The 19,098-nt window shown below is 65.5% G+C and carries 22 protein-coding genes and 2 pseudogenes; 9 read left to right on the forward strand and 15 right to left on the reverse strand.

Annotated elements, in window-relative coordinates; all coding sequences use genetic code 11:
- A partial coding sequence (locus AC1DKD_RS16495) for a hypothetical protein (RefSeq protein WP_477143477.1) occupies nt 1-235 on the forward strand: 235 nt, incomplete at its 5' end.
- Between the two features lie 3 nt (nt 236-238).
- On the opposite strand, the gene AC1DKD_RS16500 is transcribed toward AC1DKD_RS16495, so the two are convergent.
- The 7 genes from AC1DKD_RS16500 to AC1DKD_RS16530 all read right to left on the reverse strand — a co-directional run bounded on the left by AC1DKD_RS16500 (nt 239) and on the right by AC1DKD_RS16530 (nt 4,896).
- Nucleotides 239-592 (reverse strand): hypothetical protein, encoded by a 354-nt coding sequence (locus AC1DKD_RS16500; RefSeq protein ID WP_441633196.1) that lies wholly within the window; start codon nt 590-592, stop codon nt 239-241.
- Nucleotides 577-804 carry a T6SS effector amidase Tae4 family protein gene (locus tag AC1DKD_RS16505; protein WP_441633253.1) on the reverse strand — a complete coding sequence of 76 codons (228 nt, stop codon included), beginning with the start codon at nt 802-804 and terminating at the stop codon, nt 577-579. Before AC1DKD_RS16505 ends, AC1DKD_RS16500 begins: the two co-directional genes overlap by 16 nt.
- Before the next feature lie 18 nt (nt 805-822).
- Nucleotides 823-1,230 (reverse strand): PAAR domain-containing protein, encoded by a 408-nt coding sequence (locus AC1DKD_RS16510; protein ID WP_441633198.1) that lies wholly within the window; start codon nt 1,228-1,230, stop codon nt 823-825.
- Nucleotides 1,231-1,806: 576 nt separating this feature from the next.
- Nucleotides 1,807-2,118, reverse strand: a complete 312-nt coding sequence (locus tag AC1DKD_RS16515) for a non-heme iron oxygenase ferredoxin subunit (protein ID WP_441633200.1) — start codon at nt 2,116-2,118, stop codon at nt 1,807-1,809.
- Between the two features lie 8 nt (nt 2,119-2,126).
- Complete coding sequence (locus AC1DKD_RS16520; RefSeq protein ID WP_441633202.1) at nt 2,127-2,600, reverse strand: aromatic-ring-hydroxylating dioxygenase subunit beta; 474 nt, start codon at nt 2,598-2,600, stop codon at nt 2,127-2,129.
- A gap of 3 nt (nt 2,601-2,603) precedes the next feature.
- Nucleotides 2,604-3,860 (reverse strand): aromatic ring-hydroxylating dioxygenase subunit alpha, encoded by a 1,257-nt coding sequence (locus AC1DKD_RS16525; RefSeq protein ID WP_441633255.1) that lies wholly within the window; start codon nt 3,858-3,860, stop codon nt 2,604-2,606.
- Nucleotides 3,861-3,909: 49 nt separating this feature from the next.
- Nucleotides 3,910-4,896 (reverse strand): 2Fe-2S iron-sulfur cluster-binding protein, encoded by a 987-nt coding sequence (locus tag AC1DKD_RS16530; RefSeq protein ID WP_441633204.1) that lies wholly within the window; start codon nt 4,894-4,896, stop codon nt 3,910-3,912.
- A gap of 117 nt (nt 4,897-5,013) precedes the next feature.
- Between AC1DKD_RS16530 and AC1DKD_RS16535 the strand changes: the two genes are divergently transcribed.
- Nucleotides 5,014-5,916, forward strand: a complete 903-nt coding sequence (locus AC1DKD_RS16535; protein ID WP_441633206.1) for a LysR family transcriptional regulator — start codon at nt 5,014-5,016, stop codon at nt 5,914-5,916.
- 84 nt (nt 5,917-6,000) lie between these two features.
- Here the strand turns inward: AC1DKD_RS16535 and AC1DKD_RS16540 are convergent, their stop codons facing one another.
- Nucleotides 6,001-6,894, reverse strand: coding sequence for a LysR family transcriptional regulator (locus tag AC1DKD_RS16540; RefSeq protein ID WP_441633208.1), 894 nt, complete (start codon nt 6,892-6,894; stop codon nt 6,001-6,003).
- Nucleotides 6,895-6,939: 45 nt separating this feature from the next.
- Nucleotides 6,940-7,170, reverse strand: a complete 231-nt coding sequence (locus AC1DKD_RS16545; RefSeq protein ID WP_441633210.1) for a hypothetical protein — start codon at nt 7,168-7,170, stop codon at nt 6,940-6,942.
- 73 nt (nt 7,171-7,243) lie between these two features.
- Here AC1DKD_RS16545 and AC1DKD_RS16550 point away from each other — a divergent pair, with 73 nt between their 5' ends.
- Genes AC1DKD_RS16550 through AC1DKD_RS16565 form a run of 4 tightly spaced genes read left to right on the forward strand, consistent with a single transcriptional unit; the run spans nt 7,244 to nt 11,914 of the window.
- The gene (locus AC1DKD_RS16550) at nt 7,244-9,334 is read left to right on the forward strand and encodes an FUSC family protein (RefSeq protein ID WP_441633211.1); all 2,091 of its coding nucleotides are present in this window, start codon (nt 7,244-7,246) and stop codon (nt 9,332-9,334) included.
- A complete protein-coding gene (locus AC1DKD_RS16555; RefSeq protein ID WP_045235883.1) occupies nt 9,328-9,540 on the forward strand; it encodes a DUF1656 domain-containing protein in 213 nt (70 codons plus the stop codon). Before AC1DKD_RS16550 ends, AC1DKD_RS16555 begins: the two co-directional genes overlap by 7 nt.
- Nucleotides 9,537-10,445 (forward strand): efflux RND transporter periplasmic adaptor subunit, encoded by a 909-nt coding sequence (locus AC1DKD_RS16560; protein WP_441633213.1) that lies wholly within the window; start codon nt 9,537-9,539, stop codon nt 10,443-10,445. Before AC1DKD_RS16555 ends, AC1DKD_RS16560 begins: the two co-directional genes overlap by 4 nt.
- Nucleotides 10,442-11,914 carry an efflux transporter outer membrane subunit gene (locus tag AC1DKD_RS16565; protein ID WP_441633215.1) on the forward strand — a complete coding sequence of 491 codons (1,473 nt, stop codon included), beginning with the start codon at nt 10,442-10,444 and terminating at the stop codon, nt 11,912-11,914. The genes AC1DKD_RS16560 and AC1DKD_RS16565 overlap by 4 nt, the downstream gene beginning before the upstream one ends.
- Here the strand turns inward: AC1DKD_RS16565 and AC1DKD_RS16570 are convergent.
- Nucleotides 11,911-12,837, reverse strand: coding sequence for a LysR family transcriptional regulator (locus AC1DKD_RS16570; protein WP_441633217.1), 927 nt, complete (start codon nt 12,835-12,837; stop codon nt 11,911-11,913). The two genes, AC1DKD_RS16565 and AC1DKD_RS16570, sit on opposite strands and share 4 nt — an antisense overlap.
- A gap of 170 nt (nt 12,838-13,007) precedes the next feature.
- On the opposite strand from AC1DKD_RS16570, the gene AC1DKD_RS16575 reads away from it, so the two are divergent.
- Nucleotides 13,008-13,979 carry a pyridoxal-phosphate dependent enzyme gene (locus tag AC1DKD_RS16575; RefSeq protein WP_441633219.1) on the forward strand — a complete coding sequence of 324 codons (972 nt, stop codon included), beginning with the start codon at nt 13,008-13,010 and terminating at the stop codon, nt 13,977-13,979.
- A gap of 18 nt (nt 13,980-13,997) precedes the next feature.
- Here the strand turns inward: AC1DKD_RS16575 and AC1DKD_RS16580 are convergent.
- Nucleotides 13,998-14,453: pseudogene (locus AC1DKD_RS16580) on the reverse strand (alpha-ketoglutarate permease); the annotation flags it as partial.
- Between the two features lie 177 nt (nt 14,454-14,630).
- Between AC1DKD_RS16580 and AC1DKD_RS16585 the strand changes: the two are divergent.
- A complete protein-coding gene (locus tag AC1DKD_RS16585; RefSeq protein WP_441633221.1) occupies nt 14,631-14,981 on the forward strand; it encodes a hypothetical protein in 351 nt (116 codons plus the stop codon).
- 97 nt (nt 14,982-15,078) lie between these two features.
- Nucleotides 15,079-15,279, forward strand: a complete 201-nt coding sequence (locus AC1DKD_RS16590) for a hypothetical protein (protein ID WP_428180234.1) — start codon at nt 15,079-15,081, stop codon at nt 15,277-15,279.
- 114 nt (nt 15,280-15,393) lie between these two features.
- Here the strand turns inward: AC1DKD_RS16590 and AC1DKD_RS16595 are convergent, their stop codons facing one another.
- The 4 genes and pseudogenes from AC1DKD_RS16595 to AC1DKD_RS16610 form a co-directional block, all read right to left on the reverse strand.
- Complete coding sequence (locus AC1DKD_RS16595; RefSeq protein ID WP_477143478.1) at nt 15,394-17,901, reverse strand: GcvT family protein; 2,508 nt, start codon at nt 17,899-17,901, stop codon at nt 15,394-15,396.
- A gap of 224 nt (nt 17,902-18,125) precedes the next feature.
- Nucleotides 18,126-18,557: a VOC family protein gene (locus tag AC1DKD_RS16600; protein ID WP_441633225.1), complete on the reverse strand. Its 432-nt coding sequence runs from the start codon at nt 18,555-18,557 to the stop codon at nt 18,126-18,128.
- A gap of 21 nt (nt 18,558-18,578) precedes the next feature.
- On the reverse strand, nt 18,579-18,812 hold the full coding sequence (locus tag AC1DKD_RS16605; protein WP_477143481.1) for a nuclear transport factor 2 family protein: 234 nt from the start codon (nt 18,810-18,812) through the stop codon (nt 18,579-18,581).
- A pseudogene (locus tag AC1DKD_RS16610) lies at nt 18,785-19,048 on the reverse strand (YybH family protein); the annotation flags it as partial. The pseudogene AC1DKD_RS16610 and the gene AC1DKD_RS16605, both read right to left, overlap by 28 nt.
- Between the last annotated feature and the right edge of the window lie 50 nt (nt 19,049-19,098).

A 19,098-nucleotide genomic window follows, 5' to 3' on the forward strand; every position in this document is an offset into this window, starting at 1 on the left:
TGATGAGCCCGAGGGCTTCACCTCCGCGCCCGCCCAACCACAAAACCATCACGACGTGATGTGTTGTGATGGTGCGCACCGGCACTGGCACCGGCACCGGCAGATGGGCGAATGGGCGAATGGGCGAATGGGCAAGGATGCCGATGCCGATACACCAGCCTCCTGCAAGGATCGCTTTCTTTTGGGTGCGCCCGGCAGGGCGCACTTACTTTTCTTCATGTCACGCAATACCTAGCTGCTACAGCGCAACAATTCTAGTGGCGGCGAATGTTACTGCCCAATGCGTGAGAATTGTCGCCACCAACGCCACGGCTAGCAGGCCGGTTCTCTCGACGCGCGTGCTGAGCACGAACCCCAGCACCCCAAACAGAACCGGTGGAACGGGTATCAGCAGGATCAAGCCAAACAGCATCCGGACATCAGCAGGGCACACGTCTATTCCAACGCATGCCCCAGGCCGCGGCGTGCACAGGCGCAGGAACACGTCACAGAGGTACGCATCAATGACGGAACATGCGACTACACTGGCCACGCCGACGCCGGCAAATGCTGCCGTCACAACGAAGCGCCGCCAGCCTACTTGATTTCCCAAAAGAGTATCTCCGTTGATCGCCCGAGATCCGACCACCCATAATGGGTGCCGGGAAAGAACGCATCCCATCCCAAGCTGCGACCGATTGTTGAAACGACGCCGGGAGTGCTGCTGATCGTCAGCCGCGACCCATTCCACAGGTCAATGTGACCGCCGCTGGCGTTGCCAGCCGTTTCGCCATCGCGCCTCCAATAGTTCCTGAACGCGGCGATGCCAGTGCGTCCCGCGAATCAGACCCGGTGATGTTTTCCGGTGCGCCGATGCCAGCCATAGGCTTGAGCTCCCGTAGCTGTGAACCCCGGATTACCGGAGCCACGCAACCCGGATGCCCCGTCGCGCGCGCCCATATCTTCGAACCACTTTTCGCCGGCAAGCAGAGCAACAATGCGCGGCGGCGTGGGGCACTGGCACAGGACAATATCGCCGTCCAGGGCAATCTCGCCCATGAACTGCATCCGGCGCGGCCCGCCGGACTTAGCAATCGTGCCGGTGCTCTTGCAGGTTTCGCAGTAAGCCTGGCCTCCGATCAGTGCGGCCTGGTGGCCTGGGTCGCCAAAGGTACAAGCTAGGCCTGCATAAGGCAGGATCTTCCCGCCGCGCTCCAGTACGTCGCCAACGCAGGCAATTCTTCGCATCATGGTTGAGCCTCCCAAATGCCGATGGGCTGCATGTCTTCCTGCATACGATCTCCCTCAAGATGGGCTATGTGCGCAAATCGCCCCCCATTTGTGCCTAGTGCCTCATCGAGATCAATCGGACAAGTCCCGATGCGTGATGAATTTTCTTATTATCAGTGCTGCACAATTTCTATTTCGTCGCGGGCGCGGTGGCACCGCTTTGATAAGCCCGAGGCCTTGACCACCGCGCCCGCCCCACCACGAAACCACTGGCGGGCGATGTGTCGTGGTGGTTCGCGCCGGTAACGGCAGATGGTCGAATGGGCAAGCATTCGGMTACCGGGGGCTCCACCACGAATCCTGGAAACTGGCAGGTTCGTGGCCTTTCAAGCCGGTACCGGCAGAAGCCAGCAGAACTGTGGCCGTACGACGAATCCCCTGGACCTCGCATTCGCGATTGCTCTGCCCCCGGCAGGGTCGGCTTTCTTTTCGTTAGTTTTCTTTGCCGAACGCAAAGAAAAGTGACCGGCGTCCCCCGCAGGGGGATGTCGTATTCCTTTGGGTGCAAGATGCCGACATCGCTCAAATAAAGCCCCCCTAAATCTCCACAAACACCCCCCCACCCTCAACCCTCACCCCAAACACCTCAATATCACCAGTCAGCGGCTCACACATAGCCCGCCCGGTGCGCACATCGAACCTCCCCTGATGCAACGGACATTCAATTTCGTGTCCATCGAGAAACCCATCACACAGCCGCGCGTTACCATGACTGCAAGCATTATCCGTCGCGTAAATCTCATCCCCCACGCTATAAAGCGCGATCTCCCGGCCACCAGCATTAACCGCCACGACATCATCCTTGGGAATCGCGACCAGTGGCATCACTTGAATCCATTGCTTCGGCATGGCACACCTCAAATCGGGTAAATAATGGAATTGGCGATCATCTCGCTATCGAAAACGCATAGCCGGGACTCAAACTTCAAGCCCTCCCCGGTGCGCCGGATCACATCGATATAGCGGCCCACGTTGTACACGGTGGACAGCCCGTCCGGCTTGGTACGAAAGACCGCATAGCTGGCCTCGGCGTCGATCCGCTCCGCATCGGCCTTCAGGATGCGCGGGATGCCGACCACATGCCGCTGATAGTACGGATCATGGAAGATGGTCTCGGTCGCACCGTAGATGCGGTCCCTGAGCATGCCGCGGCTCTCGAAGGAAAGTGTGGCAAGCGGGAAGCCGCCATCGTAGTTCTCGCGCGGCTGCAGCTTGTAGACGCACGCCTCGGTGAAGAAGTCCGGCCACTTCCCCCATTCGTTGTTGTCGAGCGCCGCGGCGTAGTCCGCATACAGCGCCAGCACTTGCGAGTAGGTTTCAAAGTCGAGCATGTCTCAAGCCTCCATCACGCGCCGCCAGTAGTTGTACATGCCGCGAATCAGCGTCTCGGTCACCATGTGGTCCGTATCGCCGATCTCGCGTCCTCCCAGTTCCGCCACCGTCCGGTGGAATGGTTTCTGCTCGAAGCCCTGCTGGGAAAACTCGATCACTTCGCCGTCGTCGGCCGAGACAAAGCCGGCCGGACCGAACAGGTTCGCCTGGCGCAGCCGGCGCCGGGTCATGTCGGCATCGTCGTCCTCGAAGCCGAAGTGCGTCCACACGAAGTTGAACGTGCCGTGGCCGGCTGGCTGGATATGCCGGGTGGAAACCGAGTTCACCTGCTGCTGGATGATGACGCTGGGGAACAGTGTCATCATCACCGCCGTGGGCGTGCCCCACCAGTCTTCCTTCACCACGTCGAGGAAGCGGTCGTCGTGCAGGTTCATCTGCTCCTTGAAGCTGGACACGCCGCTGGTCACTTCGCCCTTGCCGCCCTGGCCGCGCGTGGAGATCATCGCCGCGTGGCGGAAGTGCTCATCCATCCTGAGCTCCGACTTGTTGTCGGCTCGCCAGAGCCCGAACGTCACGAACCAGGTGTGCAGCAGCCCGGGGTGGTACGGATCCTTGATGTTTTCCTGCATCAGCTTCCAGTTGCCGGGAATCTGCTGGCGGCTGTAGCCGAGGATAGTCAGCTTGCGGCCATCGAAGACCCTGTCGAAGTAGGCCAGGATGGCCGGGCCGAGATAGTCCTCCAGTTCGGGCACCGCATGATCGAACGAGGCGAAGATCACGCCGTTGCGCCGCGCGACCTTGAGCTTGGTCAGGCCGTGCGCCTTCGGGTCGAAGTCGGCTGGCATGCCGCCATTGACCTTGCCGTCGAGCTTGACGCCGCGCCGGAACGGCACGCCGACAAGGTTGCCCTTGAGGTCGTAGTTCCACTGGTGATAGGGGCAGGTGAAGTCCTTGCGATTACCGGAGCGCTCGCGGCAGAACTGCACGCCGCGGTGCGCGCAGACGTTTTCCACCACATAGATCTCGCCGTCCGCCGCACGGCTGGCGATCACCGAACGCTCGCCGACCGCCGTGCGCTTGAAGTCGCCCGGGTTCGGGATTTCCGCTTCCAGCCCGATGTAGCACCAGTGGCCCGAGTAGAAGAAGCGTTCCAGCTCCTGCCGGTAGATTTCGTCGTCGGTATAGGCCCAGAACGGAATCCGGCTTGAGCCTTCGTCCTTCCATTCCTTCTTCCTGAATGCAATAGCCTGTTCGCACATGGCCTGTTCGTGCATGGCTTGTCTCCGTGTGGTTTGTTGTCGGGATGTCTCAGACGCCGCTGGCATGGAATGCGTCGGCGTGGATGTGCTCGGGATCGATGCCTCTCTGCCTGAGCAGGATGGAGGCGGCGTCGACCATGACAGGGGCGCCGGCGAGATAGGCGCGCCAGCCGCCCATATGTGCCCAGTCGTCAGCGACCGCCTTGGTCACCACGCCGCCCCGGAAGCCGTCGCCGTCGCCGGCTGCCGCCACCACTACATGCACGTGCAGCGCGGCGTGGCGCGCCTGCAGTTCGCGTAGCCACTCCAGGCCATACACGTCCGCCTGCGTGCGGACACCAAAGTAGACATGCACGGGATTGCGCATGCCGGCATCGAGCATGCCGCGCAGGATCGACAGGATCGGGGCGAGGCCGGTGCCGCCGGCAATGCACACTACCGGGCCGTCGCACTTGCGCCGCAAGTAGGCCGTGCCCAGCGGACCGCTGACGCGGATGGCATCGCCGACCTTCAACTCCGACGCCACATAGGACGTGACGCGCCCGTCGGGCACCAGCCGGATGTGAAACTCGAGTTCATCGGCGCCATGGGCGACCGCCATCGAGTAGGGGCGGATATGGCGCGGCGTGAACTGCAGCGTCGCGTACTGCCCGGGCGAGAAGTCGAGCGGCTTCGGAATTCCCACGCGAACGCGCTTGATGTCATGTGTGAGGTCATCCAGGCCGGTCACCGTGCCTTTGAGGATCTTTGCCGGGTGCACCACGACTTCGTCGAGTTCGGGAATCTCGATCGCGCAGCTTTCCACCAGCGTGGTCTGGCACGCCAGCACCGTATCCCCCGCCGCCATGGGCGCGCGGGAATCCTCCGGCCCGGCAACCAGCGCGCGGCCGCCCACCATCTTGCAGCGGCAGGTGCCGCATCGTCCCGCCATGCAGCTGTATGAAATAGGAACCTGGTTGGCGCGCAGCACGTCCAGCAGGTTGTCGCCGGGCTGCACGTGGAGCGTGCGCGCGAGCGGATGAATGGATACTTCCATGGGGCTTTGTCTCCAACGATGCTTGCTGTCGTTGTCCGCATATTGGCGCGGCAGGTAAAATAAATAAATAGAAGGAAGGTGATACGTCATATCACTGTGAGTGATAAAGGAGGCGGAATGGAACTGCGGGAAATCGACCTGAACCTGCTGGTCGTGTTCAACGAATTGCTTCGCCTGCGCCGCGTTTCCGCGGTGGCGGAGGCGCTGGGCATTTCCCAGCCCGCCATCAGCAACGCGCTCAATCGCTTGCGCAAGCTGCTTGGCGACGAACTGTTCCTGCGGACATCCAGGGGCATGGTGCCCACGCCGTTCGCGGAGAATCTCGCGGAGCCGATCGGCTATGCGCTTGGTGCCATCCACAACACGCTCAATGCGCAGTCAGCCTTCGAGCCGGCATCGAGCACGCGCAACTTCACCATCGCCATGACGGATATCGGCGAGATCTATTTCCTGCCTGACCTGATGAAGCGGCTGTCGAAGGTGGCGCCGGGCGTGACCATCAGCACGGTGCGCAACCATACGGTCAACTTGCGCGAGGAGATGGAAAGCGGGCGCGTCGACCTGGCGATCGGCTTCATGCCGGATCTCAAGGCCGGTTTCTTCCAGCGGCGCCTGTTCCGGCAGCGTTACGTCTGCATTTTCAGGAAGGGCCATCCGCTGGCGCGCGAGGGCATGACGATCGGTTCGTTCAGCAACGCCGAGCATGTGGCGATCGTGGCGGCCGGGACCGGCCACAGCATGGTGGACGAAGTGATCCAGCGCGCGGGGGTGCCGCGGCAGGTGCGCCTGCGGGTGCCGCACTTCGTGGCGGTGGGCCATATCCTGCAGACGACGGACATGATTGCGGTAGTGCCGGAGGCCTATGCGGAGCGGACGCTAAAGCCCTTTGGCCTGGAGGCGGCGGCGTGCCCGGTCAAGATTCCCGATATTGTGATCAACGTGCTCTGGCATGCCCGGAACAATCGGGAGCCGGCCAGCCAGTGGTTGCGGCAGTTGGTGTTTGAGGCGTTCTCGAAGTAAATGTGTCGCCGGAGGCGATTCCTGATTCCCGCTCCCATGGGAAAGGCGGCGTCAGCATTCCCCGCCTGCCCACAAGACCCACCCTCAAGCCCCCAGAACTTCCGCGCATACCGACAACCACGCCCGCGCCGCGTGCGACTGATACCGTCCCTGCGCCCAGATATGCGCCAGCGCCCAGTCCATGGTGGGCTCCGTCAGCCGCGCCACGGCCAGCTTGTCCTCGAGCTGCAGCTTGGACAGCAGCGGCTGCGGCAGGAAGGTGGTGCCCAGCCCGGCCGCCGCCATCGAGGCGAGGAATTCCCAGTGTCCGCTTTGCGCCACGACCCGCGGTTCGATGCGGGCCTCGAGGAAGGCTTGCCGCAGCTTCCGGGTCAGGGAGAAGTCTTCTGTCAGCAGCAGCAGGGGCTCGTCGCGCAGCGCCGCCAGGGTGACGGTCTTGTTCTTGGCCCAGCTGGCCTTGCGTGATCCCGCCACCCAGATCGGATACTTGGCGAACTCGCGCGTGGCCAGGGCAAGGTCGCTATCCCTGGGCAACACCGTTGCGCCGACTTCAAGCTCCCCACTCGCCACTTGCTGTTCCACCATGTGGCCGCCATGCTCGGCGAGGTTCAGGTCCAGGTTGGGATAGCGCTGGCGGAAGGCGCTGACGGCCGGCGAGAAGAACAGGTTGGCCATGGGCGGAATCCCTACCGTGAGCTGGCCACGGCCCAGGGAGGAGAGGTCGGCCACTTCCAGCGTGAGCCGGTGCACCACGCCCAGCGCTTCCTGCCCGCGTTCGTAGACCACCCGCCCCACGTCGGTCAACTGGACCTGCTTGCCCGCGCGGATCAGCAGCGGCTGGCCAATCTCGTCTTCCAGCTGCCGCACCATCTTGCTGATGGTGGACTGCGTGACGAACAGGGAGGTTGCCGCCTGGGTGAAGCTCTTGAGGCGCACGGTTTCCACAAAGTACCGCAGGGCACGGATATCGATGGGCATGGGGGACTTCCTTTGCCATGAAAAAAGCGAATATGATTGGCAATTTTAAATCATGTTCGGAATGGCCGCCAGTTGGCTACACTTCTTTTCTATGCGGCGCCGGGCTGCCGTTGCAGGAACCCGGCGCCGGATCTGGAAGCCAAGGAAGACAAGATGAATGCCCGTGCGCAAACGCGCCCAACCGCCATCGCCGCCCCCCGTGCGATGCGCCTGCGTCCCGTTGCACGCCGCCTTGGGCGGAACACCTAGCCGGCCGGCCCGATCGTCCTGGTTCATCGCCCCTGTCCGCCAGCGTGCCACGCCGGCGTGAATACATCGAGCGCCCCCCAAAAAACAACAGGTTCGCGTCATGCCTAGCTGGCCGAGCGCACGGCAGTGGCTCTTTTCGCTGAAAGCATTCGCCGCTTCGATGCTGGCGCTTTATATCGCGCTGGCACTGGGCTTGCCCCGCCCGTACTGGGCCATGGCAACCGTCTATTTCGTGTCGCATCCGCTGACGGGCGCCACCCGCTCCAAGGCGGCCTATCGCGTGGTGGGCACGCTGCTGGGCGCGACCGCCGCCGTGGTCACGGTGCCCTTGCTGGTCAACGCGCCCGTCATGCTGATGGGGGCGATCGCACTCTGGACCGGCGCCTTGCTCTATCTCTCGCTGCTGCAACGCACGCCGCGCAGCTATGTGTTCCTGCTGGCGGCCTACACGCTGCCGATCGTGGCGCTGCCCTCGGTCAGCGAACCCGCGCAGGTCTTCGACATTGCCGTTGCGCGCATCGAGGAGATTGTCATCGGCATCGTCTGCGCCGGCATGGTGGGCGCCATCGTCTTTCCGGCAAAGGTGGCACCGGCGCTGCGCGCCCGCTCCGCCACCTGGCTGGCGGACGCGGCGCTCTGGGCAACCGACATGTTGTCCGCCGATCCGGACGCCAATGCCACGCGCCATGGCAGCCGCCACCGGCTGGCCGCCGATATCCTCGCGCTGGACCAGTTGATCACACAGCTGTCCTACGACACGGAAAGCGCGGACACCCTGCGCCATGCGCGCGCCTTGCGCGAGCGGATGACGATGCTGCTGCCTGTGCTGTCTTCGCTGGCGGCTGTCCTGCAGGCCCTGCGGCGCCACACGGCCGGCATTCCGGAGCACCTGGCACGCCATATGGCCGACATGTCGGGCTGGATCCGCGCTGGCTTCGATGGCCCGCCGCCCGCGCTGGAGCCGGCGGCCGGGCCGTGGGCCGGATACGGGAAGGCGCCGGGCTGGCATGCCGGCCTGGTCGCCACCGCCAACGATCACCTGCGCAAGCTGGCGGAGGTGTGCGAAGACTGCCACGCCTTGCAGCGCGGCATCGGCGACCAGGCGGCGGGCGCGGCGGCGGCGCACCGCGGCCGCAGTAGCCACCGAGCCGACCGTGCGGACCGGGCGCATCACCACGATCACGCCATGCTGCTGTTCTATGCGTGCTCGACCAGCCTCGCCGTGTTCTGCGCGGGGATGCTGTGGATCGTCTCGGGATGGGAGGACGGGGCGGGGTCGGTCGCGGTGGCGTCGATCGCGTGCTGCTTCTTTGCCACCATCGAGGAGCCGCGGCCGGTGGCGCATTCCTTTTTGCGCTGGAGCTGTTTCTGTTTCGCCGTCTCTTCCTTCTACCTGTTCCTGGTGGTGCCGAACGCGCACAACTTCGAAACCCTGGTGGGCATGCTGGCGGTGCCCTACATGGGCATCGGCATGCTGATCTCGCGGCCGGGCTTCAACCTGATCGCCATGCTGCTGTCGGTCAATACGGCCTCCTTCGCCAATGTGCAGAGTGTCTACGATACGAATTTCCTTGGTACCTTCAACAGCAGCCTTGCCAGTATCGGCGGCATGCTGTTCGCGCCGCTGTGGGCCATGGCCACGCGGCCGTTCGGCGCCCGCGTGGCCGCGCACCGGCTGATCCGCGCCAGCTGGAAGGACCTGGCGCAGGCCGCGACCCGGCGCGAGCCCGGCGAGCAGGCAAAGCTGGGTGGCCGCATGCTCGACCGGCTCAGCCAGCTCGTGCCCCGGCTCGCGGCCAGCGACGACAAGATGTCGTCGGATGGCTTTGCCGAACTGCAGGTCGGGTTTGGCGCGCTGGCGCTGCAGCGCAACCTGCCAGCCTTGCGCCCGGCCGCGCGCCGGGGCGTGACCAGGGTGCTGAATGCGGTTGCGCTGCATTTCCGCGCACGGCTGAAAGCCGGGCATGCGATGGCGCCCCCGGACGCGCTGTCCGAGCGGATCGACAAGGCGATTCGCGAGGTCGCCCTGCAATCCGACAGCGCGGGAGCCCTGGGCGAGAGCGCCCGCCATGCGCTCGCCGCGCTGATCGCCCTCCGTGTCACCTTATATCCGGCGGAGCCGGCGACGGCGCGGCCGGCGGATGCCTTGCCCGGCTTGCCGCTTCCCTTGCAGGCGGAACACAAATGCTGAGCGCGGAAATCGATATCTACGGCGTGTTCGTGCCGGGCCTGCTCGCGCTGATGCTGCTCACCTTTGCCATCACCGCCGGCATGCGCGCGGTGCTCGCCCGCGTGGGTTTCTACCGGCTGGTCTGGCACCGGTCGCTGTTCAATCTCGCCCTTTACCTGATCGTGCTGGGTGGCGTGGTCGCCATGGCCCGCTCGCTGCAATCATGAAACTCAAATTCCGTTTGTTGGGCCCCGTACTGCTGACCGTGCTTGCCACGGTTGCCGCCCTGTTCGTCGTCCGGCACCTGTGGGACTACTACACCATCGCGCCATGGACGCGCGATGGCCACGTGCGCGCCGACGTGGTGCAGGTTGCCCCCGATGTTTCCGGGCTGGTCACGCACATCCTGGTCAAGGACAACCAGCGCGTGCGGCGCGGGCAGGTGCTGTTCGTGATCGACCAGGACCGCTATCAGCTGGCGCTGCAACAAGCCATGGCGACGGCAGCCGCGCAGCGCGCGACGCTGGCGCAGGCGCGCCGGGAGGCCGCCCGCAACCGCAACCTGTCCGAGGTGGTCGCCACGGAAGTGGTGGAGGAAGGGCAGGCCAGGGTGCAGCAGGGCGAAGCGGCGCTGGCGCAAGCCGAAGCCGCCGTCGCCCTGGCGAAACTCAACCTTGCCCGCACCAGCGTGGTCAGCCCGGTGGAAGGCTTTCTCAACGACCGCCTGCCGCGGCTGGGCGACTACGTCACCACGGGCCGGCCCGTGCTGTCGATGGTCGACACGGACTCCTTCCACGTCGAAGGGTATTTCGAGGAGACCAAGCTGCACGGCATCCGCATCGGGAACCCCGTCACGGTGCGCATCATGGGCGAGCGCACCCTCCTGCACGGACATGTGCAGAGCATTGCCGCCGGCATCGAGGACCGCGACCGCAGCAACGGCTCCAACCTGTTGCCGAACGTGAACCCCACTTTCAACTGGGTGCGGCTGGCGCAGCGGGTGCCGGTGCGCATCGTGCTTGACGACGTGCCATCCGGGGTGCGGCTCGTATCGGGCCGCACGGCGACGGTGTCCGTGGCGGAGCCCCGCAAGGGCATTCCCGTCCTGCGTGACGAGGAGGGCGCGCGATGAGCAAGTTCCGCCTGGCCTTGCTGCCCACGCTGGCGCCGCTGCTGTTCGCCTGCACCACGGTGGGCCCCGATTACCACGTGCCCGAGCAAGCCGCCGTGCGCGCGCCGGAGGCCAACGGCCCCTTGCTTGGCACGGCGAACCCGGCCGTCTCCGTCGCGCCGGTGCCGGACGACTGGTGGCGCCTGTATGACGACCCCAGGCTCGACAAGCTGGTCCGGCAGGCGCTGACCGCCAATACCGACCTGCGCGTTGCCGCCGCCAACCTGCGGCGCGCCATTGCGATCTACCACGAGGTCGAGTCGGAGAACCTGCCGCAAGCGGCGTTGTCAGCCAAGGCCGAGCGCGCGCAGATCGCCGGCGAGAGCTTCCTGATCAAAGAGAAGATACCGGTCTTCAATCTGGGCGACTTCGGCTTCTCGGTGTCCTACCTGGTGGATTTCTTCGGCAAGCTGGCCCGCGCCGACGAGGCCGCGCTGGCCAGCGCGGAGGCGAGCCAGGCCGCGCTGGACGCGGCCCGGGTCAGCGTGGTGGCGCAAACCGTGCGCGCCTATGTGCAGGGCTGCGCCGCCACGCATGAGCTGGAAGTGGCGGAGCACCAGCTTGCCTTGCAGTCGCGTGGCGTGGAGATCGCCGGCAAGATGGTGGCCGCCGGCCGTGGCCAGCCCACCGACATGCTGCGTGCCCGGGCGCAAGCCGAGACCCTGCGCGCGGCACTGCCACGCTTCAGGGCGGAAAAGGAAAGCGCGGCGTACCGGCTCGCGGTCATGCTGGGCAAGCCGCCGGCGGCACTGCCCGAGGCCGAATCCGAGTGCAAGGAGGAACCGCGGCTGCGCCAGGCGATTCCGGTAGGGGACGGTGCGACGCTGCTCAAGCGCCGGCCGGACGTACGGCAGGCGGAGCGCGAACTGGCCTCCGCCACGGCGAAGATTGGCGTGGCCACTGCCGATCTCTACCCCTCCATCCGCATCGGCGCGTCGGCCGGCCTGAGCGGCCTGCTCAGCGACCTCGGCACGGGTCCGACCGCCCGCTGGAGCATGGGCCCGCTACTGACCTGGAACCTGCCCACCAACGGCGTGCGCCCGCGCATCCACGGCATGGAAGCCGGCGCTGACGCCGCGCTGGCCCGCTTCGATGGCGTGGTGCTGAAGGCGTTGCAGGAAACCCAGACGGCGCTCAGCGCCTACACCAGCGAACTGGAGCGCAACCAGTCCTTGCGCGTGGCGCGCGACGACGCCAATGAAGTGGCGCGGCAGCACCGGATGCTGTACCAGGCGGGCCGCGTGCCCTATCTGTCCAGTCTCGATGCCGACCGCACACTGGCCGGGGCCGATGCCGCGCTGGCGGCATCGGACAGCCAGGTCGCCATTAACCAGATCAACCTCTTCCTGGCGCTGGGCGGAGGATGGCAGAACAGCCCCAAGGTGGAGGAGCACACTGCGGCAGGCGAGCACCCAAGCGAGCACCACTAGGCATTGCCGCGTGCGGATTTCGCCTTCTTGCCGGTGACGTGCCGCACGGACTCGATAAAGCGCTGGACGCGCGGCGAGCGGCGCGCCGCCGAGTACACGAACTCGATATCGACGCGCTCAGTCAGGTCGGCCAGCGCGATGAAGGCAACAGCCGGTGGCGCATGCAGCTGCGAACTGGCTGGCACCAGCGCGCATCCCATGCCCGCGGCCACCAGCCCGAGGATGGTCGGCGTGTCGGTGCCGATCTGGACGATGTGCGGGGCAAAGCCCGCGTTCGCGCAGGCCGCCATCAGCAGGCTGTGCTGCGCGCTCGATTTTTCCCGGCTGAACCAGACAAAGCGTTCGCCGGCGATATCGGCCAGCCGCCTCGGGCGCCTGGCGGGCGGCGAGGCTTGCGCCGGCACCGCCAGCACGAAGTGCTCCCGGTACAAGCGGATGCCGCTCAGGCTGGCATCGTCCGCCGTGCGCCAGGCCATGATGCCGCCGTCGAGCTCCTCGCTTCTGAGCGCCTGCGCCTGTTGCAATGACAGCAGAGGCTCGATCGACAGCAGGATCTCCGGGTTGTGCTCCCGATAGTGTTCGAGAATCGACAGCGTGACCGGTGAAGCCAGGTAGCTCGGCATGATGCCCAGCCTGAACGAACCGGTCTGCCCCTGCGCAATGCGATGGGCGCGATCGCGCGCCTGTTCCAGCTGCAGCAGGGATTGCTTCGCATCCTGCAGATAGCTCACCCCGGCATCGGTAAGCTGCACCCCCATGGCATGCCGCTCGAACAAAGGGACGCCAATGGCGCCCTCCAGGTCCTGGATCTGCCGCGACAAGGCTGGCTGGGTGATGTTCAGGGCCCGGGAGGCCGCAATGATGCTGCCTTCCTCCGCGACGGCGATGAAGTAGCGTAAGTGCCGGGTTTCGATGTTGCGCATTCGTGCTGTCTTTGCTCCGGGGATCTCGTGCCGCTGGCGAATCCCGTCGCCATGACGGTGCCAGGCCTATGCCTTGAAAGTATAGCTTCCGCATTCAGCAAGCATTTGACCGCATGGCGGTCCGGCTCCTACCATGCAGCATCCCTCATTGCCGAACCAACACGCTTCACATGTCCAATTCTGACCACGCACTGCCGGGCGCCCCTGGCGGGGCAGCGCACGAACCTGACCTGCATATCGTCACGCCGCTGCTGAGATCCACGTCCTATTCGCAGCGGCTGGGCCGGTCGGTGTGGTTCAAGATGGAAGCGCTTCAGCCCCCCGGCTCGTTCAAGGCGAGGGGAATCGGCCATGCTTGCCGGGTCCACAAGGCGCGGGGGGCAAAGCACTTCGTCTGCTCTTCCGGCGGTAATGCCGGCATTGCCGTCGCCTATAGCGGGCGGCTTCTCGGCGTGCCGGTCACTGTCGTCGTGCCCGAAAGCACATCCGCCGCGGCGCGCGAGCGCATCCGCATGGAAGGCGCCGAACTGATCGTTCACGGACGCGCATGGAGCGAGGCAAACGATCACGCGCTCTCGTTGATGAAGCAGGACTACGCATTCATCCATCCCTTCGACGATCCCCTGCTTTGGGAAGGCCACGCGACCATGATCGACGAGGTCGCTGCCACCGGCATCAAGCCCGGCGCCGCGGTGTTGTCGGTGGGTGGCGGCGGCTTGCTGTGCGGCGTGCTCGCCGGGCTGCACCGGAACGGCTGGGGCGACGTGCCGGTCATTGCGGCCGAGACCGTTGGCGCCGAATCCTACGCGGCCTCGCTGGCGGCAGGCGCGCCGGTGGAACTGCCGGCAGTCACCAGCATTGCGACCTCGTTGGGGGCGAAGCGCCCTTGCGACAAGGCGGTCGAGTGGTCCACGCGGCATCCGATCGTCAGCCAGGTGGTCTCGGACAAGGCCGCGGTCAGCGCATGCCTGCGCTTCCTGGCGGAGCACCGCATCGTCGTGGAGCCGGCGTGCGGCGCGGCATTGGCTGCCCTGGAGCAACGGCCGGCGGCGGTGATGGCGGCAACGGATGTGCTGGTCATCGTTTGCGGCGGCGCGGGCGCGACTGCTGAACAATTGCAGGCATGGGGGTGCGAGGGCTAGCGCTTCCCGCCGCTCGCCTCAATCCTCGTGGCGCAGGTGCCTGGCTTCCCGTGGCAGGCGCAAGCTGACCACGAACGCCAGGGCCATCATTGCCGTCACGTACCAGTAGAAGGACGATTGGTGCCCCGCCGATTTCAAGGCCAGCGTCACGTATTCGGCCGAGCCGCCGAAGATCGCATTGGAGATGGCATAGGCAAGTCCCACGCCGAGCGCGCCGAAGGCCAGCATATTGCTGCGCCGGCCGATGCGGTCCGACAAGGCGCCGGACAGCGGCTGCATGCACATGTAGAGGAACAGGCAGCCGGTCATCGCCGTGCTTGCCGTCCTGATGGACATGCCCGCGGAGTTCATCAGGTACTTCTGCATATACGTGGTGAACGTACAGAAGATCAGCGAGCCGCCGGCGGGCGCCGGCCCCGTTGCGGCAAAGGACTTCGCCTGGTTGTGGATTGTGAAAAAAACGACTGAAGACGAGACGTTTAATTCATCACAGGAATGATTCGCCGTGACTACACTATGGACCTGTACCGCGCTGCTCATCGCGCCGGTGCAGATCAAAAGGCGAAACAGACGACATGCGGGACGCAGATCCGCCTATCCCGCTCCACGTTAAGTGGAAAGTGCCGCCAAATTCTGGAATCAAGCAGCATCATGAACAAGAAGCTCTTCACGACCCTCGTTTCCGCAGCCGCCTTCGGTGTCTGCGTACTGGCATCGACGCAAGCCAACGCAACGGGTCCGAAAGATAGCACCAGCGCCGGCGACAAGTACGGCTACGCACTGCACAACGGCAAGCGCGACCCGTTCACCGACGGCGCACGCGTCAATGACCGCCGCGATGCGTTTACCGACGGTGCGCGTGCCAACGACCGCCGCGACCCGTTCACGGACGGCGCGCATGGCGGCGTCTCCGCGGCTCTGGAACTTGCCGGCCGCGACCTGTCCGGCGTGTCGGCTTCGCCGGCGCATGGCGCGGCAGCCAACAGCCAGGCCAGCGCCTGATACAGCGCGGCCGGTCCGGCCCCTGGGTTCCCTCGCCCGGGGGGCTGGCCAGCAAGTATCAAGATCCCCGATTGCTATCCCTGTCTCAAGACAAATCATGAAAACCATCGTGCTGGCGCTGCTTAGCGTCACCGCCCTCGCTTCCTCGTTGCCGGCCCTTGCCGGTCCGGACTGGACCGTCATCGAGCGCGCTCGCGCCCAGAAGCAGGCGCAAGCGAAGCAGCAAGCGCAGACCCCCTGCGCGCTGAAGTCCAATCAAGCGGCTGCCGCTCCCGGCGCCGACGGCAAGTCAAGCTGAGCATTGCCACCGGGGTGCCGGCATCGCACGCGGTTCGGCTGGACACCAGTGTCCGGCTCCTGTTACGCGGCACCCCGGCGCTCCGCACGCCATTTCACCGCGCGCATCAGCGCATCACACCCTGACCCTGGCGTTGCCCGGATCGTAAGGCGGCCGCAGATGCACGCTGGCAGGTATTAATTCGCCAGCCAGGTCAACGTGGTACTTGCCGGCGGCGATCCATTCCGCATTGGCCGCGCCATCTTCACGCTGCAGCAGCGCCAGGCCCACCGGGCAACCGAGCGTATGGCCGAAGGCCGCCGAGGTGATAAAGCCGGCCGGGCGTACCGTGCCATCCGGACCGGTGCGCAGCACCGCCTCTCCGCCCCACAGCATGGCCTGGCTGGCGCCGTCCAGCGTCAGCACGGCCACGCGCCGTTTCACCTGGGCGCCGCCGCCTGACGCGCGCAGCTTCAGCAGCGCTTCACGTCCCCGGAAAAGAATCGGCTTGTCCAGTTTGCAGGCGAAGGACAGCCCGGCCTCGAAGGGATGGATGCCGGTGGTCAGCTCGCGGCTCCAGGCGCGGTAGCCTTTTTCGATGCGCAGCGATTCGATGGCGTAGTAGCCGGCATTAACCAGCCCGAGCGGTTTGCCCGCTGCGTGCAAGGTCTCGTAGACGCCTACGGCGAACTCCACGGGCACATACAGTTCCCACCCAAGCTCGCCTACATATGTCAGGCGCGTCGCGCGCACGGTGGCGTAGCCCAGGTCGATCTCGCGCGAGCTGCCGAAGGGAAAGGCCGCGCTGGAGAAGTCCGCGCGCGAGACGCTCTGCAACAGCTCGCGCGAGCGCGGTCCCATCACCGCCAGCACCGCGTACTGGCCGGTTACGTCGACGATGGCGCAACGCTGGTCGGCGGGGATCAGCCGTTCGATGTAGCTGAAATCGCGCGTGGTCTGCGCCGAGCCTGTCACCAGCAGGTACTGGTCTTGCGCCAGCCGGGTCACGGTCAGGTCGGACTCATAGGTGCCGCCTTCGTTGAGCATCGCGGTGTAGACCGTCTGCCCCGGCGGCACTGCAACGTCGTTGCTCATCAGTTGCTGCAGCACGGCCTCGGCATCGGCGCCCTTGACGATGTACTTGGAGAAGGAGCTCATGTCGAACAGCGCCACGCCCTCGCGGCAGGCGCGATGCTCGGCGCCGCTCCATGGCAGCCAGTTTTGCTGGCCGAACGCGTACCGGATCTCCGGCGTCTCCCCGGCGGGCGCAAAGAAGTTCGGCCGCTCCCAGCCCATCTTGCTGCCGAAACTGGCGCCGGCGTCGCGCAGGTGGGCGTACAGCGGCGAGCGGCGGAAAGGCCGCGCGGTATCGAGTTCGCGATTGGGCCAGGGCATGGCGTAATGCAGTCCCAGGGTTTCCTTGACGCGGTCGTGCAGCCAGCTTTCGTTGCCGTTGAAGCCGGCAAAGCGGYGGATGTCGACCGGCCACAGGTCCATGGTGGGCTCGCCCGCCACGATCCACTCCGCCAGCGCCATGCCGGCGCCGCCAGCCGAGGCAATGCCCATCGAGTTGAAGCCCGCGCCCACGTAGAAGTGACGCAGCTCGGGCGCTTCGCCCAGGATGAAGTTGTTGTCTGGCGTGAAGGACTCGGGGCCGTTGTAGAACTGCTTCACCTGGGCCGTTTCCAGCGCCGGCACGCGCTGCAGCGCGTTCTGCATCAGGATCTCGAACTGGTCCCAGTCGTCGGGCAGGAGCTGGAACTCGAACGGCTCGGGAATGCCTTGCATGCCCCAGGGTTTGGCGTTGGGCTCGAAACCGCCCATCACCAGCCCGCCCACTTCCTCCTTGAAGTAAATAAACCCGTCCGGGTCGCGCATCACCGGCAGGTCCGGGTGCACGCCGGCAATGCGCTCGGTGACGATGTAGTAATGCTCGGCCGAATGCAGCGGCACGGTCACGCCGCACAGGCGGCCTACCTGCCTGGCCCACTGGCCTGCGCAGTTCACCACGATTTCCGCCTCGATACGGCCGCCCGCGCCCTGCTTGTCCTGCCAGCTCACACCCGCGGCGCGGCCGTCACGGGTATGGATCGCCGTGACCTTGGTGTCCTGCACGATGACCGCGCCGCGGCTGCGGGCGCCGCGCGCCAGCGCCTGGGTGAGATCGGTGGGATTCGCCTTGCCATCGCCAGGCAGCCACACCGCGCCGTGCAGGTCGTCCGTGCGCATCACTGGCCACAGCTCGCCGGCCTGGCGGGGGGAGATCACCTCGCAATCCACGCCGTAAGCACGCGCCACCGCCGCCGTGCGCTTGAGCTGGGTCATGCGCTCGGCGGTGCGCGCCACCGAAAGCGAGCCGCACTGCTTCCAGCCGGTGCCCAGTCCGGTCTCCGCTTCCAGCTCGCTATAGAGGCGCGTCGAATAGCGGATCAGTCTGGTCATGCTCTCCTGTGCGCGCAACTGCCCGACCAGGCCGGCCGCGTGCCAGGTGGTGCCGCAGGAGAGCTGGCCCTGTTCGAGCAGCACCACGTCTTTCCAGCCCAGCTTGGTGAGGTGRTAGGCCACGCTGCAGCCAATGATGCCGCCGCCGATGATGACGACGCGGGCGTGCTCGGGAACGGGGCGGCGATAAGACGCGGACATAGGGGCACCTGTGGAGAAAGCGCGCCGGGAGGCGCTGTATCTGTTTGCCACAGTTTGCCAATAAAAAACACAAAACGCAACAAAACGGCGCGTGCGCCGGCAGGCCACTGAGTTGGCGCGGCGCAGGGAAGGAGGAGATGGGAAGCCCGCCCGGCGGCGTCGGATGCCGTCAGGCGGGCAGCGGCGCAGCTACCGCCGGGTGGGTTGGACTCAGGACTCAGGACTCAGGACTCCAGGACGATGACCATCCACGACATGCCGAAGCGGTCCGTCGTCATGCCGAAGCGTGGCGAGTAGAACGTCTTGCCAAGCGGCATCAGCACCTGGCCGCCCTCGGCCAGGGCGTTGAATACGCGGTCCGCGGTGGCGATATCCGGTACGGTCACTGACAGCGAGAACCCCTGGAAGTCGGGCTTGCCCGTGCAGCGGCCGTCGGACAGCATCACCGTGGTCTCGCCGATGCGCATGGACATGTGCATGATCTTTTCTTCGCTGCCGGCAGCGGGGCCGCAGGCGCCTTCTGGCGGGGGCGACTCCGGCGGGGGCGCTTCCTTGAAGCGCATCATCATGATCACTTCGGCGCCCAGCGTGCGCTTGTAGAACTCAGCCGCTTCCTCGCAGCGGCCTTCAAAGAACAGGTAGGGTTGGACTAGCATCTTGTCTCCTTTTTTGCGCTTTCACGCTGAGGGGTTGAAACTGATCGGCACCGATGCGTGCTCATGCACGACCAGCCATTGACCGCCGATCTTGCGAAAACAGACAGTGGCGCGCACCCACGCTTCCTGGGGAGCGCCGCCCCTGGGGGGCTGCTTACCCGGCTGACGCTGTAGCAACAGGCCAGGTCTTCGCTGRCCGTCAGGTGCATCCCGGTCATCTCGAAGCCCACGGGGCCATCCRGGCTGTCGAACCATTGCTGCCAGCGCTGGCGGTATGGCGCCACGCCGCGGGACTGCGCCGGCGGCACGACGTCGAAGATGATCACGTCTTCAGCATAGTTGCGCATCATGGCAACCGCGTCCTTTGCACGCACGGCGTTCACCCAGGCATCGACCAGGGCGCGGACTTCCACTTCACTGCCCGGGTGAGATGCGGGCGGGGATGCGTGCACCATCATGTGCTCCTTTGGGCCTTTGGGCCTTTGGGCCATTGGGCCATTGGGCGATAACAGCGCCCGCGCATGCGTGGCTGTGATCGCCT

Source organism: Cupriavidus sp. 05T313 (assembly GCF_056396665.1).